This is a genomic window from Piscinibacter sp. XHJ-5, from assembly GCF_029855045.1.
GTDB lineage: Bacteria > Pseudomonadota > Gammaproteobacteria > Burkholderiales > Burkholderiaceae_C > Albitalea.
In genome coordinates, this window is record NZ_CP123228.1 from 4,434,219 (window position 1) to 4,455,645 (window position 21,427).

Consider the following 21,427-nt stretch of genomic DNA (forward strand, 5'->3'; position numbering starts at 1 on the left):
AAGGGGGCGTTCTGTCCCCCGAGGGTGGGAGGAAGCAGCTACGCGCAAACGGCGACACCTCCGATGCCCGAGACCGGTCGTGCCTCCTACAGTGGCCATGCAGTCGCGAGGCGATCTCTCTCGCAGCCGCGGGCCATCGTCAAGGAGAACATCTTGGGCATCAACAGCACGTCTTTCACCAACACCCCGCAAGCCGGTGACGACAACTACACGTCGGCCTCGACCGGGTTGACTGAAGACTCGCTTTTCGTGGTCCATCTCGCCGTGATGGCCAACGATCTGGGCGGCGCAGCGAAGACGCTCTATTCCCTGGACAACGGCACGAACAGCACGGGCGTGCTCAGCCCCACCGATCTGCTGACGCAGGACATCGTGAGGACGGAGGCATTGACCGCCGACCGGAGCGCACAAGGCGCCAAGATCTGGATCACGGTGGACGGGAAGGTCGGATACGACGCGGCCACGCTGTCCGCTGCCTTCCAGGAACAGCTCCAGCACCTTTCCGCGGGACAGTACCTGTCCGACTCGTTCACGTACGCCATTCGTCTGGGCAACGGGACGCTCAGCTGGGCCACCGCGACCGTGCAGATCGCGGGCGTGAACGATGCACCCGTGGTCACCGGCGCGGTGTCCGCTGCTGCCCTCGAAGACGGCGCGAGCGTGACCTTGAAGGCACTGGCCAATGCATCCGATGTCGATTCCGGCGCGACGCTGTCGGTGACGAATCTGCCCGCCTCGTTGCCGCCGGGGGTGACCTACGATGCGTTGACGCGGTCCTTCACGCTCGACCCGTCGCATTCCGCGTTCCAGCACCTGGCGGCAGGCGATCACACGACGGTGACGGTGAACTACGGCGTGACCGACGGCACTGCCACCACGGCGGCGTCGGTCTCGTGGACCGTGACCGGCATCAACGATGCGCCGGTGGTCACCGGCGCGGTGACCGCTGCTGCCCTCGAAGACGGCGCGAGCGTCACCTTGAACGCACTGACCAATGCATCCGATGTCGATTCCGGCGCGACGCTGTCGGTGACGAATCTGCCCGCCTCGTTGCCGCCGGGGGTGACCTACGATGCGCTGACGCGGTCCTTCACGCTCGATCCGTCGCATTCCGCGTTCCAGCACCTGGCGGCAGGCGATCACACGACGGTGACGGTGAACTACGGCGTGACCGACGGCACTGCCACCACGGCGGCGTCGGTCTCGTGGACGGTCACCGGCACCAACGATGCGCCGGTGATCACTTCCAACGAAGGCGGTGCGACGGCGACGCTCAGCGTCGATGAAAACTCGACCACCGTGACGACGGTGTCGGCGACCGATGCAGACGATGGCGCGACGCAAGCCTATTCGATCGTCGGCGGAAGCGATGCCTCCCTGTTCACCATCGATGCAGCGACCGGCGCCCTCTCGTTCATTTCAGGCCCGAACAGCGAGGCCCCGACCGACAGCGACTCGGACAACGTCTACCACGTGACGGTTCGCGTGTTCGACGGTATCTCGTTCGACGACCAGGCGGTCGCGGTGACGGTCCACGATGTGAACGAGTTCGCCGTCACGACGCCGGCCGACACCAATGCCGCCGCCAACGCGGTCAACGAGAACGCCGCCGTCGGCACCGTGGTCGGCGTGACCGCCCACGCCAGCGATGCCGATGCGACCACCCACGGCGTGAGCTACAGCCTGATCGACAACGCCGGGGGCAAGTTCGCCATCGATGCCACCACCGGCGTCGTCACCGTGGCCGGCGCGATCGACCGCGAAGTCGACGCCAGCCTGAACATCACCGTGCGCGCCACCAGCGAGGACGGCTCGACCGCGGACCAGGCGTTCACCATCGCGGTCGGCGATGTCGACGAGTTCGACGTCACCGCACCGGCCGACACCAACGCGGCCGCCAACGCGGTCAACGAGAACGCCGCCGTCGGCACCGTGGTCGGCGTGACTGCAAGCGCCAGCGATGCCGACGCGACCACCCACGGCGTGACCTACAGCCTGATCGACAACGCCGGTGGCAAGTTCGCCATCGATGCCACCACCGGCATCGTCACCGTGGCCGGCGCAATCGACCGCGAAGTCGACGCCAGCCTGAACATCACCGTGCGCGCCACCAGCGAGGACGGCTCGACCGCGGACCAGGCGTTCACCATCGCGGTCGGCGATGTCGACGAGTTCGATGTCAGCGCACCGGCCGACACCAACGCCGCCGCCAACGCGGTCAACGAGAACGCCGCCGTCGGCACCGTGGTCGGCGTGACCGCCCACGCCAGCGATGCCGATGCAACCACCCACGGCGTGAGCTACAGCCTGATCGACAACGCCGGGGGCAAGTTCGCCATCGATGCCACCACCGGCGTCGTCACCGTGGCCGGCGCAATCGACCGCGAAGTCGACGCCAGCCTGAACATCACCGTGCGCGCCACCAGCGAGGACGGCTCGACCGCGGACCAGGCGTTCACCATCGCGGTCGGCGATGTCGACGAGTTCGATGTCAGCGCACCGGCCGACACCAATGCCGCCGCCAACGCGGTCAACGAGAACGCCGCCGTCGGCACCGTGGTCGGCGTGACCGCCCACGCCAGCGATGCCGACGCGACCACCCACGGCGTGACCTACAGCCTGATCGACAACGCCGGTGGCAAGTTCGCCATCAATTCCACCACCGGCATCGTCACCGTGGCCGGCGCGATCGACCGCGAAGTCGACGCCAGCCTGAACATCACCGTGCGCGCCACCAGCGAGGACGGCTCGACCGCGGACCAGGCGTTCACCATCGCGGTCGGCGATGTCGACGAGTTCGATGTCAGCGCACCGGCCGACACCAATGCCGCCGCCAACGCGGTCAACGAGAACGCCGCCGTCGGCACCGTGGTCGGCGTGACCGCCCACGCCAGCGATGCCGACGCGACCACCCACGGCGTGACCTACAGCCTGATCGACAACGCCGGTGGCAAGTTCGCCATCAATTCCACCACCGGCATCGTCACCGTGGCCGGCGCGATCGACCGCGAAGTCGACGCCAGCCTGAACATCACCGTGCGCGCCACCAGCGAGGACGGCTCGACCGCGGACCAGGCGTTCACCATCGCGGTCGGCGATGTCGACGAGTTCGATGTCAGCGCACCGGCCGACACCAATGCCGCCGCCAACGCGGTCAACGAGAACGCCGCCGTCGGCACCGTGGTCGGCGTGACCGCCCACGCCAGCGATGCCGATGCAACCACCCACGGCGTGAGCTACAGCCTGATCGACAACGCCGGTGGCAAGTTCGCCATCGATGCCACCACCGGCGTCGTCACCGTGGCCGGCGCAATCGACCGCGAAGTCGACGCCAGCCTGAACATCACCGTGCGCGCCACCAGCGAGGACGGCTCGACCGCGGACCAGGCGTTCACCATCGCGGTCGGCGATGTCGACGAGTTCGACGTCAGCGCACCGGCCGACACCAACGCGGCCGCCAACGCGGTCAACGAGAACGCCGCCGTCGGCACCGTGGTCGGCGTGACCGCAAGCGCCAGCGATGCCGATGCGACCACCCACGGCGTGACCTACAGCCTGATCGACAACGCCGGTGGCAAGTTCGCCATCGATGCCACCACCGGCGTGGTCACCGTGGCCGGCGCAATCGACCGCGAAGTCGACGCCAGCCTGAACATCACCGTGCGCGCCACCAGCGAGGACGGCTCGACCGCGGACCAGGCGTTCACCATCGCGGTCGGCGATGTCGACGAGTTCGACGTCACCGCACCGGCCGACACCAACGCGGCCGCCAACGCGGTCAACGAGAACGCCGCCGTCGGCACCGTGGTCGGCGTGACCGCCCACGCCAGCGATGCCGATGCAACCACCCACGGCGTGACCTACAGCCTGATCGACAACGCCGGTGGCAAGTTCGCCATCGACGCGAACACCGGCGTCGTCACCGTCGCCGGCGCAATCGACCGCGAAGTCGACGCCAGCCTGAACATCACCGTGCGCGCCACCAGCGAGGACGGCTCGACCGCGGACCAGGCGTTCACCATCGCGGTCGGCGATGTCGACGAGTTCGATGTCAGCGCACCGGCCGACACCAACGCCGCCGCCAACGCGGTCAACGAGAACGCCGCCGTCGGCACCGTGGTCGGCGTGACCGCCCACGCCAGCGATGCCGACGCGACCACCCACGGCGTGACCTACAGCCTGATCGACAACGCCGGTGGCAAGTTCGCCATCGATGCCACCACCGGCGTCGTCACCGTGGCCGGCGCAATCGACCGCGAAGTCGACGCCAGCCTGAACATCACCGTGCGCGCCACCAGCGAGGACGGCTCGACCGCGGACCAGGCGTTCACCATCGCGGTCGGCGATGTCGACGAGTTCGACGTCACCGCACCGGCCGACACCAACGCGGCCGCCAACGCGGTCAACGAGAACGCCGCCGTCGGCACCGTGGTCGGCGTGACCGCCCACGCCAGCGATGCCGATGCAACCACCCACGGCGTGACCTACAGCCTGATCGACAACGCCGGTGGCAAGTTCGCCATCGACGCGAACACCGGCGTCGTCACCGTCGCCGGCGCAATCGACCGCGAAGTCGACGCCAGCCTGAACATCACCGTGCGCGCCACCAGCGAGGACGGCTCGACCGCGGACCAGGCGTTCACCATCGCGGTCGGCGATGTCGACGAGTTCGATGTCACCGCACCGGCCGACACCAACGCCGCCGCCAACGCGGTCAACGAGAACGCCGCCGTCGGCACCGTGGTCGGCGTGACCGCCCACGCCAGCGATGCCGACGCGACCACCCACGGCGTGAGCTACAGCCTGATCGACAACGCCGGGGGCAAGTTCGCCATCGATGCCACCACCGGCGTCGTCACCGTCGCCGGCGCAATCGACCGCGAAGTCGACGCCAGCCTGAACATCACCGTGCGCGCCACCAGCGAGGACGGCTCGACCGCGGACCAGGCGTTCACCATCGCGGTCGGCGATGTCGACGAGTTCGATGTCACCGCACCGGCCGACACCAACGCCGCCGCCAACGCGGTCAACGAGAACGCCGCCGTCGGCACCGTGGTCGGCGTGACCGCCCACGCCAGCGATGCCGATGCAACCACCCACGGCGTGACCTACAGCCTGATCGACAACGCCGGTGGCAAGTTCGCCATCAATGCCACCACCGGCATCGTCACCGTGGCCGGCGCAATCGACCGCGAAGCTCATGCAAACCTGGGCATCACGGTGCGCGCCACCAGCCTCGACGGCTCGACGGCGGATCAGTCCTTCACCATCGCGATCAACGACCTCAATGACAACGTGCCGGTCTTCTCGTCCGGAACGACGGGCAGCGAACCCGAGAACACGGCGCCGTCGAACGTGGTCTACGACGCGAATGCGACGGACGCGGATAGCACGGCAGCCCACAACGCCATCACGTACTCGCTCACCGGCGTCGACTCGGGGCTGTTCTCCATCGACGCCTCGAGCGGCGAAGTGCGGTTCCTCGCCTCGCCGAACCATGAGGCGCCGGCGGATGCCAACGGCGACAACGCTTACCAGATCGTGGTGCACGCCAACGATGGCACGAACGACACGGCCCAGGCCGTGACCGTGACGGTGACCGACGTGGTCGAGAACCATGCACCCACCGATCTCGGCCTGGTGATCACCAACGCTCCGGGCGGAAATTCGCTGCCCGGGGCAGGAACCGTGCTCGGCACCGTTTCGCCGACCGACCCGGACGCCGGAGACAGCTTCACGTTCTCGCTGCTCGGCGGGAGTTCCAGCGGGTTCTCGCTCAACGCCAGCACCGGGGCCTTGACCACCACAACGGGCCTGGCCGAAAAGACGGTCTACACCCTGGACATTCAGGTGAAGGATGCCGCCGCGGCGACCTACCACGAGGTGTTCAACATCATCACCGGAACGAACGGAACGAACGCGGCTGCCGACGACAACCCGCTGCCCTCGGGCGGACAGGCGAATCCGGTCCTGGCCGGAGACGACGTTCTCTATGGAAGCGGCGGCAACGATGTGATCTACGGCGGTTCGGGCAACGACTGGATCTTCGGCCAGAACGGGCTCGACCGGCTGATCGGCGGCGCGGGCAATGACACCCTCAGCGGGGGCAACCAGTCCGACACCTTCGTCTTCCTCGCGAGCGACGGTGGCGGCACCGACACGGTGGTCGGCTTCGCCGTGGGCGGCGGCAGCGGCGATGTGCTGGACATCTCGAATGTGCTTGCCGGGTCGGGATACACCACCGCGACTGCTTCGCAGTTCATCCATCTGCTGGAAGCGGGGGGGAACACGGCGCTGCAGGTGGACCTGGACGGCTCGGGCTCCGCCTACTCGTTCCAGGACATTGCCGTGCTGCAAGGGGTGACAGGCCTCAACCTCGGCACCCTTCTGGCCAGCGGCGTCATCGACACCACGCCGTGAGCGCGCGGCATGAGTCGACATGGCAGGCGCCGGTCGGACGCAACGACCGCTCGCGGGCATCCTCGATGAAGTCGTTGATGCTCCTTCTGCGCCGTCCGCTGCTCCATGTGGCCGGGATGTCCTTGCTCGTCAACCTGCTGCTGCTGGTTCCGGCGCTGTTCATGCTGCAGGTCTTCGACCGCGTGCTGGCCAGCCAGAGCGGCGAGACCCTGCTGGTGCTGCTGATCGGTGTGGGCGTCGCGCTCATGCTGCTCTTCGCGCTGGACTATCTGCGCACCCGCCTGCAGGGCGTCGCGGGCAGCCTGCTGGCCGAGGTGCTGTCACCCTCGGTGAGCGAGATGCTCATCGCGCACAGCGCAAGCCGCAGCGGCCGCGCGATGCCCGAGGGACTGCGCGACGTCGGCTCGCTGCGCTCGCTGTTCTCGGCGCAAGGCCTGCTCGCGCTCTTCGACGCGCCGTGGGTGGTCGTCTACGTGGCGGTCATCTGGCTCGCTCATCCCGTGCTCGGCATGTGCGCGGCCGCAGCGGCGGCGGCGATGCTGGCGCTGGCCCTCGTCAACGACGTCGTCACCCGCCGCGACATCGAAGCGCTGCAGAAGGCCGCTGCCAGCGCCACCCGCTACCTCGAGGCTTCGTTGCAGAACGCCGAGGTCGCGCAGACGCTGGGCATGACCGACGCGCTGGTCGCGCGCTGGCGCCGAAAGAACGCCGAGGTCACGGCATTGCAGGACCCGACCGCCACCAGGACGGTGGCGATGGCTGCGCTGACGCGCACCGTGCGGCAAGCGGTCCAGGTGATGATGCTGGCGCTCGGCGCCTGGCTGGTGATCAGCGGCGAGGCGAGCTCGGGCGTCATGATCGCGGCCACCACGCTGCTCGGTCGCGCCTTGGCGCCGGTGGAGCAACTGGTCGGCAGCTGGCGCATCCTGGCCGAGGCGCGTGCGGCGTTCGGGCGCTTGAGCGAGATGCTGGCCTTCGCCGACGCGCAGCCGCAGCGCATGGCACTGCCGCCGCCCACCGGACGTCTGCTCGCGCAGAACCTGATGTTCCGCGCACCGCAGGGCGAACGCATGCTGATTGCCGGCGTCTCGCTGCAACTGGATGCGGGCGAGTCGCTTGCCGTCATCGGCGCCAGCGGTGCCGGCAAATCCACGCTCGTGCGACTGCTGACGGGCGTGTGGAAACCCACGGCGGGCGTCGTGCGGCTCGACCAGGCAGACCTCGCGCAGTGGCCGCGCCAGGATCTCGGCCCATGGCTGGGCTATGTGCCGCAGGATGTGGAGCTGTTTCCCGGCACCGTGGCCGAGAACATCGCGCGCCTGGGCGATGTCGACGCGAACAAGGTCGTGCAGGCCGCGCGGCGCGCCCACGTCCACGACCTGATCCTCTCGCTGCCCGACGGCTACGACACGATGGTCGAACCGCAGAGCGCGATCATCTCGCCGGGGCAGCGCCAGCGCATCGCGCTGGCGCGCGCGTTGTACGGCGAGCCGAAGCTGGTCATCCTGGACGAGCCCAACTCCAATCTCGACGGCGCCGGCGAGCATGCGCTGGCCGAGACATTGAAGGGTCTGCGCGGACAGGCGACGGTCGTGGTGGTCACTCACCGCGCCACCTTGATCCAGCATGTCGACAAGATGCTGGTGCTCGACGCGGGCGGGGTCCAGCACTTTGGACCGGCAGCCGAGGTGATGAGGGCGATGCAGCAGAAGGCCCAGCCGGCGGGCGCCGGCGCGCAAGTGGTGGCGATGCCGCGCGCAGCGCACCTCGCGGAGCACGACGCGCCGCGGCACGTGCGCGAGGAGAGAGCGTCATGAGGCATCCGGCGTCGACCTGCCCTTCCCCGGCCGCCGCGCCGGACCGCACGAGCGGAGTGCTGTCATGAGCGACGCGGTGATGAATCCGCTGGATGCGCAGGCCCCGCTTGCGCAGCACCTCCTCGAGGCGCACAAGCTCGCCCGCCGGGCCGCCGTCGTGCTGCTGGTCGGCATCGTGCCGGTGGCGGCATGGATGGCCTTGGCGCCGCTGTCGGCAGCCGTCGTGGCGAGTGCGTTCGTCAAGGTCGACCTCGACCGCCGCGTGGTGCAGCATGCCGAAGGCGGGACGGTGCGCGAGGTCAAGGTGCGCGACGGTCAACATGTCGCGAAGGGCGAGGCACTGCTGGTGCTCGGCGACGTGTCGGTCGATGCCGACCTGAACCGCCTCAACTATCGCGTCACGGTCGAGCGCGCCAGCCTGGCCCGGCTCGAGGCCGAACAGATGTCGGCTCCGTCGGTGCAGTTTCCGAGCCCGCTGATCGAGGCGGCTCGCAACGACCCGCGGCTGGCCGAGCAGATGGCCAAGGAGCGCGCGCTGTTCGGCGCGCGGCGCGATGCACTGGTCAGCCAGTCCGTGCTGCTCAGATCGCAGCAGGTGAAGGTCTTGCAGGAAGCCACGGCGCTGCGTGCTCAGATCGCTCGGGCCACCGAATCGCTGAAGCACCAGGCGGCCGAGCTGGAGACGAACCGCCGGCTGCTCCAGGACGGCTTCATCTCGGCGACGCGCATCTCGCAACTGGAGGCGACGGTCGCCGACTACGGCGTCAAGCTGGAGGAAAAGCGCTCCGACCTGGCGCGCGCGGAGCAGCGCCTGCTCGACGCCGACCTTCGCATCAAGGCACTGGAGGGCGACTATCGCCAGCAGGCGAGCGACCAGTTGAAGGTGAGCGCAGCCAAGCTCGCGGAGATCGAGCAGGAGCAGCGCAAGATCGCCGACGCATCGAGCCGGCAGGTGATCGTCGCGCCGGTCGACGGCGACGTCATCAACCTGAAGTTCACCACGCCGGGCAGCGTGGTCTCGCCGCGAGAGCCGATCGCCGACATCGTGCCGAGCAATCCGCGTCTGGTGGTCGAAGCGCACGTCCGCACCGAAGACGTCAGCCGGGTGCGGCAAGCCCAGCCCGCCGAGATCCGCTTCACTGCCTTCAGCGCCCGCACCGCCCGGCTGGTGGAGGGCAAGGTGTTCTACGTCGCCGCCGATCGCACGCTCGACCGTGCCACCCAGCAGGCGTACTACGTCGTGCTGGTCGAAGTGGACCCGGCCTCCATTGCCGCCGCGGGCGGCATGACCCTGCAGGCCGGGATGCCGGCCGAGGTGTACCTCAAGGGCGAGGAACGCACGCCCTTGCAATACCTGACCGAGCCGGTGACGCAGGTGCTCCGGCGCGCCGCGCGCGAACGCTGAGCAGGTCGGCCCTGCGCTTCACCGGACCGGGTCGACCGTCACGCCCGCCGTCTGCAGGTCGGCTGCGTCTCGGTGGTCCAGGTCGACCAGTGGGCCGGACGCTTGGCATCGAAGGTCCGCCCGTCAAGCACGTCGGCCTTGGCGTCGCCGGCGAGGAACGCGGTGTATTTCCCCACGGCGCCGCCCCAGTCGATCTCCATCGAGAAGCGCCTGCCCTCCAGGGCGCCCTCCGCAACGCCGCGGACATTTCCGTTCCTGCACGCGCCGCTGAACTGCCGGGACCGCTCGCTGGTGTGGGTCAGCTTGCAGGTGACCCGGGGGCCGTTGCCCTGCACCATGATGAATTCGTGCGGCACGCGCCACTGCGTGCACGCAGGCTCGGCGCCCGCGGTGATGGAGGTGCCGGCGGCCAGTGCACCGAACGCCAGGGCGATCGCCCGCAAGGTTGGATTCGACATGCTGTACTCCTGATGGAAGGCGCCCCACGATCGGGGTCGCCGAGGGAAGCCCTCGGCCCCAATACGTCGGGCACCGTTCCACCCGGACAGCCGGCGCCTTCTTTCGATGGAGAAGCCTTCGAATGTCCGTCGACCCGGACGAGAAGGCTTCAGCTCGCGTTGTCGCCCGAGGGGATGGCAGCCGGATCCATCCACATCGCCTCCCAGACGTGGCCGTCGGGGTCGCAGAGGCTGCGGTGGTACATGAAGCCCAGGTCCTGCGCGGGATTGATGTCGGCCGTGCCGCCGTTCTCGCCCGCCGCACGGTTCATGGCATCCACGGCCTCGCGGCTGTCGCAGGACACGGCGAGCAGCACCTCGCTGGCGGTGCTGGGCGGAATGGGCCGGCTGGTGAAGGCGCGCCACTTGGGGTGCGTGAGCAGCATGACGTTGATCGCCTCGCTCCACACCATGCAGGCGGCGGTGTCGTCGGTGAAGTGCGGGTTGTTCTCGAAGCCGAGCGCCCGGTAGAAGGCCATCGAGGCCTTGAGATCGTTGACGGGCAGGTTGACGAAGATCATGCGGGGCATGGGAAAGCTCCTTGCTGGGGTTGGCGGCCGTCTCGCGCCTCGGGCATCCGGGACGGCTCAGAACCACGACGATCCGCAGCGGGCGGAATCGACATCGCTGCGACGCATCGTCGGCGCACAGCGCAGTCCGGGCGCTCCGCTATTCCTGCGCCGGTTGCCGGCTCGCTGCGGCGGGATTGGCTCTCGACGCGATGGCCGCGCGCAGGTCTGCCGGGATGTCGATCGCCCGATGGTCGACCAGCGAGGTCGTCACCAGCACCTGCCGGACGCTCATGCGCACATCGCCACGGTCGCCGGCGACGTGCAGGTCCAGCGTGATCGAGCGGCTGCCCAGCCGCTCCACGGCCAGCGACAGCTCGACCCGGTCGCCCATGCGGCTCACGGCACGGAAGTCCGCCTCCAGTCGCACCGTGGGAAGGCCGATTCCGCGTTCACCGACGAGCCGTCCGAAGCCGATGTCCAGGCCGTCGTCGACCCAGTCCTCGACCAGCCCGTTGAGCATGACGAAGTACTGCGGATAGAACACGATGCCCGCAGGGTCGCAGTCGGAGAACCGGATCCGACGCTCGCGCATGAAGGAGGCGTGGGCCCGCGGCTGGATGCTCATGGGGCTTGCTCCTGCTCATGGCGGATCAGATGGACGCGCAGCTTGCCGAGCTGGTCGTGGAACTGCTTGACGGCCTCGTCTTCCATGCCGGCAAACAGCTCCAGGATCCAGGCCTCGTGCTCGCTGGCCATCGCCTCGAAACTGCGGCGACCCTTGGGCGTGAGGCGCACGATCCAGGCGCGGCGGTCGGTGGGGCTGCCTTCGCGCAGGACCAGCCCGTCGCCTTCCAGGTCGTCGGTGAGTCCGGTGACGTTGCCGCCCGTCACCATCAGGGAGCGCGACAGGTCACGCATCTTCAACCCGTCGCGGTGCCGGTACAGCTGCGCCATGTAGTCGAAGCGCGCCAGCGTGATGTCGAAGCGCGCTCGCAGCCGGCGGCGGATCTCCGCCTCCACCTGCGTGGTGAACGACAGCATGCGCAGCCAGAGCTTCAGCTTGGCATGGTCGTCGCGCCCCGCGCCGCCCTCCAGTCCCAGGCCGCGCGCCTCTCTCAGCAGCTCGTGCGAGGCATCGTCGTGGTTCATGTCTCCACCACCCTGTTGGTTTGATCTACTCCACAAGTCAGCGCGGCGGCCGTCCGCCAGCGGCCGGCCGTTCCCAGGTCGCCGCCGACACGCCACGCTCGCGCAGCTTGTACTTCTGCACCTTGCCGTTCTCGGTGCGCGGCAGGTCGGCCATCAGCTCGATGTAGCGCGGAATGGCGAAATACGGCAGGCGGGATTCGCAGAAGCGCGCCAGGTCGGCGGGCTCGACGGACTGGCCCTCGCGCAACACCAGCGCCGCCATCACCTCGTCCTCGGCGAGCTCGGAGCGCACCGGATACACCGCCACCGCCGCCACCGCCGGATGGCCCTGCAGCACCTGCTCGACCTCGAACGACGAAATGTTCTCGCCACGCCGGCGGATCGCGTCCTTGATGCGATCGACGAAGCGGAACGCACCGTCGGCGTCGCGCACCACGCGGTCGCCGGTGTGGAACCACAGGTTGCGCCACGCCTGGACCGTCTGCTCGGGCATGCCGAAATAGCCGCTCGCGAAGGCAAAGGGCTCGTCGGCGCGCAGCAGCAGCTCGCCGGCCTCGCCCGCCGCCAGCGCCACGTCATGCTCGTCGACCACGCGCGCGTCGAAGCCGGGCCGCAGCCAGCCCATGACGCCGCGACGCGGGGAATCGACCGCCGTGGCGATGGCGAAGTTGGTCTCGGTGGAGCCGTAGCCTTCGAGCAGCGTCACGCCGGTGCGGGCCTGGAAGGCCTCGCCGGCGGACGCCGGCACGCCGGGGCCGAGCCCGATGCGCACGCGATGGCGGCGCTCGTCCTCGGTCGCCGGCTGCGCCAGCAGGATGGGCACCATCGCGCCGAGCAGGTACACCACGGTCGCCTGCGTCGCGCGCATCGCGGCCCAGTAGCCCGATGCAGAGAAGCGCGGCTCGAAGGCCACGCGAGCGCCGGTGAGCAAGGCCTGCGCGAAGGTGTTGAGCGCGTTGATGTGGAACAGCGGCAAGGTCGTGCACAGCACGTCGCTCGCCGCCACGCCGAGCACTTGTGCGGTGTTCACGCCCCACCAGTGGTATTGCGCATGCGGGCACAGCACGCCCTTGGCCGGCCCCGTGGTGCCCGAGGTGTACAGGATGGCCAACGGATCGCCGGGCTGCACGGGCTGCGCCGGCACCGCTTCGCCGCCTGGAGGCCAGACCGTGCACCGCACGCCCACCGCCTCGGCCACGCCGGCCGCCGCGCCGACCACCCATATCGCCTGCAGCGCCGTGCGCGACAGGTCGGCAGTGGCCAGGCGCTCGAGGAACTGCGCCTCGATCACCAGCAGGCGCGCGCCGCTGTCGGCCAGGAAGTACTCGATCTGCGGTCCCATCGCCGCGCTGTTGATGGGCACCGTCGCGGCGCCCATCCAGCCGCAGGCGAGAAAGGTCTCCAGGAACTCGACGCGGTTCGAGCACATGAGCGCCACGCGATCGCCGCGCGACACGCCGGCCGCGCGCAGGGCCGCCGCGCGCCTCGCGGCGGCGTCGGCGGCATCGCGATGCGTCCATGACGCGCCGGCGACATCGAGCAGCGGCCGGTCGCCGAAGCGCGCGGCGGCGCTCCGGAGCATCGCCGGCAGCGTGCGCTCGGGCGGCGCCAGCGGCCTGCAGGCCGGCGCATCAATCGTCATCGGTGCCGCCGCCGAGGTAGGTCGCCTGCACACGCGGGTCGCCGGCGAGGGCGCTCGACGCGCCGCTCAGCGCGATCTCGCCGGTCTCCAGCACATAGCCGTGGTCCGAGGTCTCCAGCGCGGCACGCGCGTTCTGCTCGACCAGCAGGATGGACACGCCCTCCTCGCGCAGGCTGCGAACGATGGACAGGATCTCCTGCACGATGAGCGGCGCAAGGCCCAGGCTGGGCTCGTCGAGCATCAGCAGGCGCGGCGCGGACATGAGTGCACGGCCCAGCGCCAGCATCTGCCGCTCGCCGCCCGACAAGGTGTCGGCGCGCTGCACGCGGCGCTCGGCCAGGCGCGGAAAGCGCGCATACACGGCATCGAGCCGGCTGCGCAGCGTGGCACCCGACAGCCGCTTGGCGTACGCACCCAGCAGCAGGTTGTCGAGCACCGTCAGCTCGCCGAACAGCTCGCGCTTCTCGGGCACCAGGCACAGGCCGCGCTCGACGCGGGACTCGACGTCGAGGCCCCCGAGGTCTTCGCCCTCGAAGCGCAGCGTGCCGTGCGACGGCAAGAGGCCCATCACGGCGCCGAGCAGCGTCGTCTTGCCGGCGCCGTTGGGCCCGATCACCGACACGATCTGTCCGGGCATCAGCGAGAGCGAGACACCGCGCACCGCATCGACCTGTCCATACGACACGTGCAGCTCGCCGACCTCGAGCATGGGGCTGGCCGGGTCGGGCTGGCGAGCGTCGCCGTTCGCCATCAGGGCGGCTGCCTGGCTCATGAGGCCCTCCTCATCCGCTCGGGCGAAGCATCGGCCGGCGGGGGTGCCTGCTTCTCCACGTGGTCGACGCTGCCGAGGTAGGCGGCCTGCACCCGCGGGTCGGCGCGCACCGCTGCGGGCGTGCCTTCGACGAGCTTGGAGCCGAAGGTCATCACCACCAGCCGGTCGACCAGTTTCATCACGAAGTCCATGTCGTGCTCGACGATGAGGATGGTGACGCCCTCGTCGCGCAGCTTGCGAAGCAGCTCGCCCAGCGCCTGCTTCTCCTTGCGGCGCAGGCCGGCGGCCGGCTCGTCGAGCACCAGCAGCACCGGGTCGGCGGCCAGCGCGCGGGCGATCTCGAGGATGCGCTGCGTGCCCAGCGGCAGGCTGCCCGCCAGCTCGTGCGCCCGATCGGCCAGCCCGATGCGCTCGAGCTGGTGGCGCGCCTCGGCCATGATCTGGGCCTCCTCGCGCCGATCGAGGCGCAGGCCGGCCGCCATCACGCCGGCGCTGGCGCGTGCATGCGCGCCCAGCGCCACGTTGTCGAGCAGGCTCATGTGCGGGCGCAGCTTCACGTGCTGAAAGGTGCGCGCCATCCCCAGGCGGGCGATGCGCTGCTGCGCCAGGCCGGTGATGTCCTTCCCGAGGAACTCGACGCGCCCGGCCGTCATCGGCATCGTGCCGGTGAGCAGGTTGAACATCGTCGACTTGCCGGCGCCGTTGGGCCCGATCAGGCCGACGATCTCGCGGGCGCGCACCTCGAAGCTCACGTCGTTGACCGCCACCAGGCCGCCGAAGCGCTTGACCGCGCCGGCCACCGCCAGCACCGGCTCGCCGGGCTGCGGCAGCGCGCGCCGCGGCAGCGGCTCGACGGGCACCCGTGGCGCGTCGTGCGGTTCGGCCGCGAAGCGCCCGCGCGTCCAGCGCGTCACGAAGCCCATCAGTCCGCCGCGCGCCTGGTGCAGCAGCACGATGAACAGCAGCGCGAACGCCACCCCCTCGAGCTGCCCGCCGCGCTGCGACAGCAGCGGCAGCAGGTCCTGCAGCCCGTTCTTCAGCACCAGCACCAGCGCCGCGCCGACGAGCGCGCCGCTCAGCTGGCCGAGGCCGCCGGCCACCGCCATCAGGAGGTATTCGATGCTGGCGCGCACGTCGAAGGGCGACGGGCTGACGAAGCGGTTCATGTGCGCGTACAGCCATCCCGCCAGCCCGGCCAGCAGCGCGGCCATCACGAACAGCGTCAGGCGCACGCGGAATGCATCGGCGCCGACGCTGCCCAGCAGCGTGGCGCCGCCGCGCAGTCCGCGGATCGCGCGGCCGGGGCGCGACTGCAGCAGGTTGTGGCTGAACAGGCAGGCCAGGCCCACGAGGCCCCAGATGAGGTAGTAGATCGACGGTGCGCCGGCGAGCGACCAGCCGCCCAGCTTGAGCGGCGGGATGTTGGACAGGCCGGTGTGGCGGCCCAGCGCGTCCATGTTGCCGAACAGCAGCGCGATCGACAGGCCCCACGCGATGGTCGACAGCGGGAGGAAATGGCCGCCCAGGCGCAGCGTGAGCAGGCCGATGGCCAGCGCCGCCGAGCCGGTCAGCGCCAGCGCGAACAGCAGTCCGATCCACGGCGACAGGCCCTGCGTGGTGGTGAGCCAGGCGGTGCCGTAGGCCGCGATGCCGACGAAGGCCGCCTGCCCGAACGACGTGGCGCCGCCGACGCCGGTCAGCAGCACGAGTCCCAGCGCGACGAGCGCGCCGATGCCGATGTCGTTGAGCAGCGAGACGGCGAAGTTGCCGAGCACGAGGGGGGCGACGGCCACGGCAGCAATCACCGCGGCGAGCAGCAGATGGCGGCGCTTCATGTTTGGGAACGGCCCGGCGGCGCTCATGTTTGCCCCCTTCGGCGCTGCGCGCCGGTCCCCCCGAGGGGGAGCGAGCGCCTTGGGAACGGCCCGGCGGCGCTCATGTTTGCCCCCTTCGGCGCTGCGCGCCGGTCCCCCCGAGGGGGAGCGAGCGCCTTGGGAACGGCCCGGCGGCGCTCATTGATCAATCTCCTCGGCTTCCTCTTCCGCATGCCGCGCGAGGAACGAGCGCATCATCAGCACCGGGATGAGCAGGCTGAACACGATCACGTCCTTCAGCGCGCCGCTCCAGAACGAGGCGAAGCTTTCCACCGCGCCCACCGCCAGTGCGCCGATGGCCGTGAGCGGATAGCTCACCAGGCCGCCGATGATGGCGGCGACGAAGGCCTTCAGGCCGATCAGGAACCCCGAGTCGTAGTACATGGTCATGACCGGCGCGACCAGCACGCCGATCAACCCCGCGAGCAGGGAAGCGAGCACATAGGCGAGCAGCGCAGTGCGCGCGGGACGGATGCCGACCAGCCGCGCGCCGACACGGTTGACGGCGGTGGCGCGCAGCGCCTTGCCGGCCACCGTGCGCTCGAACATCAGGAAGAACAGCGCGCTCAGCACCACCGCCGAGGTGATCATCAGCATGACCTGCGCGCTGAGCGGAAAGCCGCCCGGCAGGGTCAGCGCGCCGTCGGCCAGCGGTCCGGTGCGCGAGCCCTCGGGGCCGAAGAACAGCAGGCCCAGGCCGGACAGCAGGAAGTGCAGCGCCAGCGACACGATCAGCAGCACCAGCACCGAGGCGTCGGCGATGGGCTGCAGCGCCACGCGCGCCACCAGCGGCGTGATCGGCACGACCAGCGCGACGGCGACGGCAATGCGCACCGCCGCGGGCACCGCGTGACCGGAGATGGCCCATGCCGCGAGGCAAGGCAGCGCCGGCAACAGTCCCCAGCCGAGCAGCGCACGCGGAATGCGCGCGAGCTCCCCGCGGCGCGCCAGGCTCCACACCTCGGCGATCAGCGCCAGCGCTGCCAGGGTGAGCACCAGGCCGATGGTGGCCGGCGTGCGCCCGGTCTCGAAGGCGGCCAGGCTCAGCGCAGCGAAAGCCGCGACGTCGCCGAACGGCACGAACACCACGCGCGTGACGGAGAAGATCAGCACCAGCCCCAGGCCCGCGAGCAGGTAGACCGCCCCGTTGGCCAGGCCGTCGATGCCGAGGATGAGGGCGACGTCCCAGGTCATGCCGGTCTCCTCAGGGCGCCAGCTTCCACTGCCCGTTGTCGAGCTTGACGATCACCCGCGCGCGCGTGTCCACGCCGTACAGGCTGCCCGGCTTGAAGTTGTAGACGCCGTGCGTGCCCACCACTTCCTTGGTGCTCATGATCGCGTCGCGCAGCGCCACGCGGAACTCCGGCGTGCCCGGCTCGGCCTTGCCCATCGCCCGCGAGGCGGCGTCGGCGAAGACCAGCCAGCTGTCGAAGGAGTAGGCCGAGAAGGCGTCGGTGGAGGGGGCGTTGTTGACCTTCTGGAACACCGCCTTGAAGTCGAGCGCCATCTTCTTCGTCGGGTACTCCGCCGGCAGCTGCTCGGCGACGATCACCGGGCCGGTCGGCATCAGCGCGCCGCTGCCCGCAGCCCCCGCCACGCGAATGAAGTCGGGATTGATGAGGCCGTGCTGGCCGTACACCCCGCCCTTGAAGCCGCGCTCGGCCAGCGCGAGGAACGGCAGCGCGCCCGGGGTGCCGGCGCCGCCGGTCATCACCGCATCGGGGCGCAGCGCGACGATCTTCAGCACCTGTCCCGTCACCGACGCATCGGCGCGGGCATAGCGCTCGTTGCTCACCACCTTGATGCCCGCCGGCTCGGCCGCCTTGTTGAGCGCGCCGTAGACGAGATCGCCCCACGAGTCGGAGAAGCCGATGTAGCCCACCGTCTTGACGCCGTTGCGCTTCATGCGCTCGACCACCGCATCGATCATCAGCTGCGGCGGCTGCGCCACGGTGACGACCCACGGGTTCTCGTTCGGGTCGAGCGCCAGCGGGGACAGCCCGATCATCGGTGTCTTCGCCTCCTTGCCGACCTGCGCCATCGCGACGCTCGCCGGCACGCCGGAGGAGCCCATCAGGATGTCGACCTTGTCGTCCTCGATCAGCTTGCGCGCGTTGCGGCCGGCCGTGCTCGGATCCGAAGCGTCGTCGAGCACGATGAGCTGCACCTTGCGGCCGTTGATCTCGGGCTTGTAGGCCAGCGCGGCCTGCATTCCCTTGGCGTACGGGATGCCGAGCGACGAGTTGGGGCCCGACAGCGACACGCTGAGACCCACCTTCAGGTCGGCAGCCGCCGCGCCGGCGGCGATCACCATGGCGCCCGCGGCCACGGCGGCGATTCGAAGCAACTTGATCATCTGGGGTCTCCTGGTGGATGGCTGGTCACGGAAAGAGTTGGATGGCCGGCAAGGCCGCACCGGCATCGAGCAGATCGACCCGCTTGAGCTCGATCCGCAGGCTTCCTGCGCGGCGCACCAGCCGGTGGCGCACCGTGCCGGCGAGCATCAGCTGGCGCTCGCCGCGCGATTCGACGTAGACGAAGGGCGTGCGCAGCTCGTAGCGCTGCGCATCGTCGTCGGCCTGCACGAGCACCGGCTGCTGCAGCACGTGCTGGCAGCGGCTGGGCGGATGCTGCGAATGGGCACGCGGGCTCTTCAGCCGCTCGATGCGCAGCGTCAGCAGCATGCGGTCCTCGTCGGCCAGCGCGTTGTGCGCCGCGCCCTCGTCCTGCGCCTCGCCCATCAGCGGCACCCAGTAGCGGCCTTCGTCGGCGAACAGCGCCAGCCATTCGTCGTAGCGGCGTGCATCGATCAGCCGCGCTTCGTGGGCGACGAAGTCGAGCAGCTCGCGTTCGGTGGCAGCGTCCATCGCGTCAGTCCTGCATCGTCAGGGTCATGAACCTGGCCCACGCGCGAAACTGGTTGCGCATCAACAGCTCGTTGGTGCCGCTGACCGTCTGCTCCGCCTGATCGAGCTCGCGCGCTTCGAAGCCGCGGTGCAGGCTGATCCAGGGATTGCCCTGCGCGCGCAGGCCCTGCTGGATGCTCTCGAACAGGTGCACGTCGTCATGCGCCACCACCGACATCGGCGAGAAGACGAGCCGGTTGTAGGTCATGGCGCGCTCGAACAGCAGGTCGGGCGCGCCCTCGGCGCGAAAGCTCCAGGCCTCGACCAGCGTGCGGTCGACCGCCAGCGGGCGGATCACGCGGATGGCCTGCGGCGAGCCCTTGAGCGCGAGGCTGGGGAAGCACAGCGCGTTCTGCGGCGAGCGCTGCAGGATCTCGGCGGCGCGCTCTTCGCCGTGCGCCTCGCGCATGGCGGCCTCGTAGTCCGGCAGGGCGGCGTAGCCCGAATGGATGCTGAAGTTGACGCCCAGCACGCTGTGCCCGTTCGGCAGGACGCGCCCGCCCATGCGGTCGAAGAAGTCGTAGCCGGCGCCGAAGGGCAGGATCTGCTCCATCGCCATCGGCTTGGGCGCGTCGGCCGGCTGGTCCTTCCACAGTCCGTTCGCCGCCGACGTGGCCGACTCGTGCGTCGACATCGGATGCACCGTGTCGTTGATGTTCTCCAGGTACATCTTCCAGTTGCAGTGGATGACGTTGCGCAGCACCCCGCCCTCGATGCGCAGCCGCCCGAGCGGCGATCGGTCGACGAGGTTGTCGATCGCGCGCAGCGCCTCGCCGAAGTAGCTCTCGAAGTCGGGCCCGGCGTCGGCGAGCTTCACGAACACGAAGTCGCGGTACACCGCCACGTGCTGGAGCGCCGTCATGCCCTGCCCCGACTCGCATTCCTTCAGGCGCGTGCCTTCGTAGCCGCTCTTCAGCGGGATCGCCAGCGGCGAGCCGTCGAGCTTGTAGGTCCAGGCGTGATACGGACAGCGGAAGAACTTGCCGGTGTTGCCGCAGGCGTCGCTCACCAGCTGCGTGCCCTTGTGCGCGCACCGGTTGTAGAGCACGCGGATGCCGCCGTCGGGCTGGCGCACCATCAGCAGCGGACGGCCCGCGATCTCGACCGCCAGGTAGTCGCCGGGCGCCGGCACCTGGCTCGTGTGGCCGAGGTAGTTCCAGGTGTTGGCGAAGAAGTGCCGCTGCTCGAGTGCGAACAACTCGGGGCTCAGGTACAGGTCGCGGTGCACGCGATCGACCTGCACGAGCGCGGCGACGTCGGCGCGGCTGATCTTCATCACGGCACCAGCTTCCACTGGCCCTTCTCCAGCTTGATGACCACCGCCGAGCGCTTGTCCAGGCCGTAGGCGCTGTTCGGCTGGAAGCTGAACACGCCGTGCGTGCCGGGCAGCTCCTTCGTGGCGGCGATCGCGTCCTTCAGCGCCGTGCGGAACTCGGGCGTGCCGGGCTCCGCCTTGCTCGTCTTCAGTGCACGCGCCGCGGCGTCTGCGAACACCAGCCAGGCGTCGAAGGTGTAGGCCGAGAACGCGTCCACCGGCGCCGCGCCATGGGTCTTCTGGTAGCTGCCGCGAAAGTCGAGCGCCACCTTGCGCACCGGGTTCTCGGCGGCGAGCTGGTCGGCCACCATCACCGGTCCGCTGGGCACCATCAGTCCTTCGACGGAGGCACCGCCCACGCGCACGAAGTCGGCGTTGATGAGGCCGTGCGTGCCGTAGAGCTGGCCCTTGTAGCCGCGGTCGGCCAGCGCCAGGTACGGCAGCGCGCCCGGCGAGCCGGAGTTGCCAGCGAACACCGCGTCGGGCCGCGTTGCGATCAGCTTGAGCACCTGGCCGGCCACCGACGAGTCGCCGCGCGCATATCGCTCGTCGGCCACCACCTTGATGCCGGCCGGCTCCGCCGCCTTGACCAGCGAGTCGTAGGCCAGGTCGCCCAGCGCATCGGAGAAGCCGATGAAGGCCACCGTCTTGACGCCGCCCTTCTTCATGCGCTCGACGACGGTGGCGACCATCAGCGGAAACGGCTGCGACACCGTGAAGCTCCAGCCGCCGTCGTCGGCAGGCACGCTGATGGGCGTCGGCGAGATGAGCGGCGTCTTCGTCTCGCGCGCGACAGCGGCGATGGCCATGGCGCCAGGCACGCCCGAGGTGCCGATGAGCACGTCGACCTTGTCCTCGGTGACCAGCTTGCGTGCATTGCGCGCGGCCGTGCTCGGGTCGGACGCATCGTCGAGCACGATGAGCTGGACCTTGCGGCCGGCGATCGTCGGCTGAAAGGCGGCCGCGGCCTGGATGCCCTTGGCGTACGGAATGCCGAGAGCGGACACCGGCCCGGACATCGAGCTGACGAAGCCGATCTTCAAGTCGGCCGCCTGCGCGCAGCAGGCCAGCGCGGCGCTCGCGAGGGCGGCGGCGATGCGAAGCGGGGATGTCATGGG

The 21,427-nt window shown here is 69.7% G+C and carries 15 protein-coding genes; 3 read left to right on the forward strand and 12 right to left on the reverse strand.

Annotated elements, in window-relative coordinates; genetic code table 11:
• Positions 1 to 153 precede the first annotated feature (153 nt).
• The 3 genes from P7V53_RS20980 (at position 154) to P7V53_RS20990 (ending at position 9,642) form a co-directional block, all read left to right on the forward strand.
• Positions 154 to 6,420 carry a cadherin domain-containing protein gene (locus P7V53_RS20980; protein WP_280151455.1) on the forward strand — a complete coding sequence of 2,089 codons (6,267 nt, stop codon included), beginning with the start codon at positions 154 to 156 and terminating at the stop codon, positions 6,418 to 6,420.
• Positions 6,421 to 6,497: 77 nt separating this feature from the next.
• Positions 6,498 to 8,237 (forward strand): type I secretion system permease/ATPase, encoded by a 1,740-nt coding sequence (locus P7V53_RS20985; RefSeq protein ID WP_280151456.1) that lies wholly within the window; start codon positions 6,498 to 6,500, stop codon positions 8,235 to 8,237.
• A gap of 64 nt (positions 8,238 to 8,301) precedes the next feature.
• On the forward strand, positions 8,302 to 9,642 hold the full coding sequence (locus tag P7V53_RS20990; RefSeq protein ID WP_280151457.1) for an HlyD family type I secretion periplasmic adaptor subunit: 1,341 nt from the start codon (positions 8,302 to 8,304) through the stop codon (positions 9,640 to 9,642).
• A gap of 38 nt (positions 9,643 to 9,680) precedes the next feature.
• Here the strand turns inward: P7V53_RS20990 and P7V53_RS20995 are convergent, their stop codons facing one another.
• From P7V53_RS20995 to P7V53_RS21050, 12 genes are all read right to left on the reverse strand, one after another.
• The gene (locus tag P7V53_RS20995; protein WP_280151458.1) at positions 9,681 to 10,100 is read right to left on the reverse strand and encodes a hypothetical protein; all 420 of its coding nucleotides are present in this window, start codon (positions 10,098 to 10,100) and stop codon (positions 9,681 to 9,683) included.
• A gap of 149 nt (positions 10,101 to 10,249) precedes the next feature.
• Complete coding sequence (locus tag P7V53_RS21000) at positions 10,250 to 10,669, reverse strand: VOC family protein (protein ID WP_280151459.1); 420 nt, start codon at positions 10,667 to 10,669, stop codon at positions 10,250 to 10,252.
• Between the two features lie 139 nt (positions 10,670 to 10,808).
• Positions 10,809 to 11,276, reverse strand: a complete 468-nt coding sequence (locus P7V53_RS21005) for a thioesterase family protein (RefSeq protein ID WP_280151460.1) — start codon at positions 11,274 to 11,276, stop codon at positions 10,809 to 10,811.
• The gene (locus P7V53_RS21010) at positions 11,273 to 11,800 is read right to left on the reverse strand and encodes a MarR family transcriptional regulator (protein WP_280151461.1); all 528 of its coding nucleotides are present in this window, start codon (positions 11,798 to 11,800) and stop codon (positions 11,273 to 11,275) included. The genes P7V53_RS21005 and P7V53_RS21010 overlap by 4 nt, the downstream gene beginning before the upstream one ends.
• A 37-nt stretch (positions 11,801 to 11,837) precedes the next feature.
• A complete protein-coding gene (locus P7V53_RS21015; RefSeq protein ID WP_280151462.1) occupies positions 11,838 to 13,442 on the reverse strand; it encodes an ATP-dependent acyl-CoA ligase in 1,605 nt (534 codons plus the stop codon).
• Positions 13,432 to 14,151 (reverse strand): ABC transporter ATP-binding protein, encoded by a 720-nt coding sequence (locus P7V53_RS21020; RefSeq protein WP_280156570.1) that lies wholly within the window; start codon positions 14,149 to 14,151, stop codon positions 13,432 to 13,434. Before P7V53_RS21020 ends, P7V53_RS21015 begins: the two co-directional genes overlap by 11 nt.
• Positions 14,152 to 14,210: 59 nt before the next feature.
• A complete protein-coding gene (locus tag P7V53_RS21025; RefSeq protein WP_280151463.1) occupies positions 14,211 to 16,049 on the reverse strand; it encodes a branched-chain amino acid ABC transporter ATP-binding protein/permease in 1,839 nt (612 codons plus the stop codon).
• Positions 16,050 to 16,226: 177 nt separating this feature from the next.
• Positions 16,227 to 17,282, reverse strand: a complete 1,056-nt coding sequence (locus P7V53_RS21030; protein WP_280151464.1) for a branched-chain amino acid ABC transporter permease — start codon at positions 17,280 to 17,282, stop codon at positions 16,227 to 16,229.
• 10 nt (positions 17,283 to 17,292) lie between these two features.
• Positions 17,293 to 18,402 carry an ABC transporter substrate-binding protein gene (locus tag P7V53_RS21035; RefSeq protein WP_280156571.1) on the reverse strand — a complete coding sequence of 370 codons (1,110 nt, stop codon included), beginning with the start codon at positions 18,400 to 18,402 and terminating at the stop codon, positions 17,293 to 17,295.
• A gap of 67 nt (positions 18,403 to 18,469) precedes the next feature.
• Positions 18,470 to 18,955, reverse strand: a complete 486-nt coding sequence (locus tag P7V53_RS21040; protein WP_280151465.1) for an aromatic-ring-hydroxylating dioxygenase subunit beta — start codon at positions 18,953 to 18,955, stop codon at positions 18,470 to 18,472.
• Positions 18,956 to 18,959: 4 nt separating this feature from the next.
• A complete protein-coding gene (locus P7V53_RS21045) occupies positions 18,960 to 20,270 on the reverse strand; it encodes an aromatic ring-hydroxylating dioxygenase subunit alpha (RefSeq protein ID WP_280151466.1) in 1,311 nt (436 codons plus the stop codon).
• Positions 20,270 to 21,424: an ABC transporter substrate-binding protein gene (locus tag P7V53_RS21050; protein ID WP_280151467.1), complete on the reverse strand. Its 1,155-nt coding sequence runs from the start codon at positions 21,422 to 21,424 to the stop codon at positions 20,270 to 20,272. Before P7V53_RS21050 ends, P7V53_RS21045 begins: the two co-directional genes overlap by 1 nt.
• Between the last annotated feature and the right edge of the window lie 3 nt (positions 21,425 to 21,427).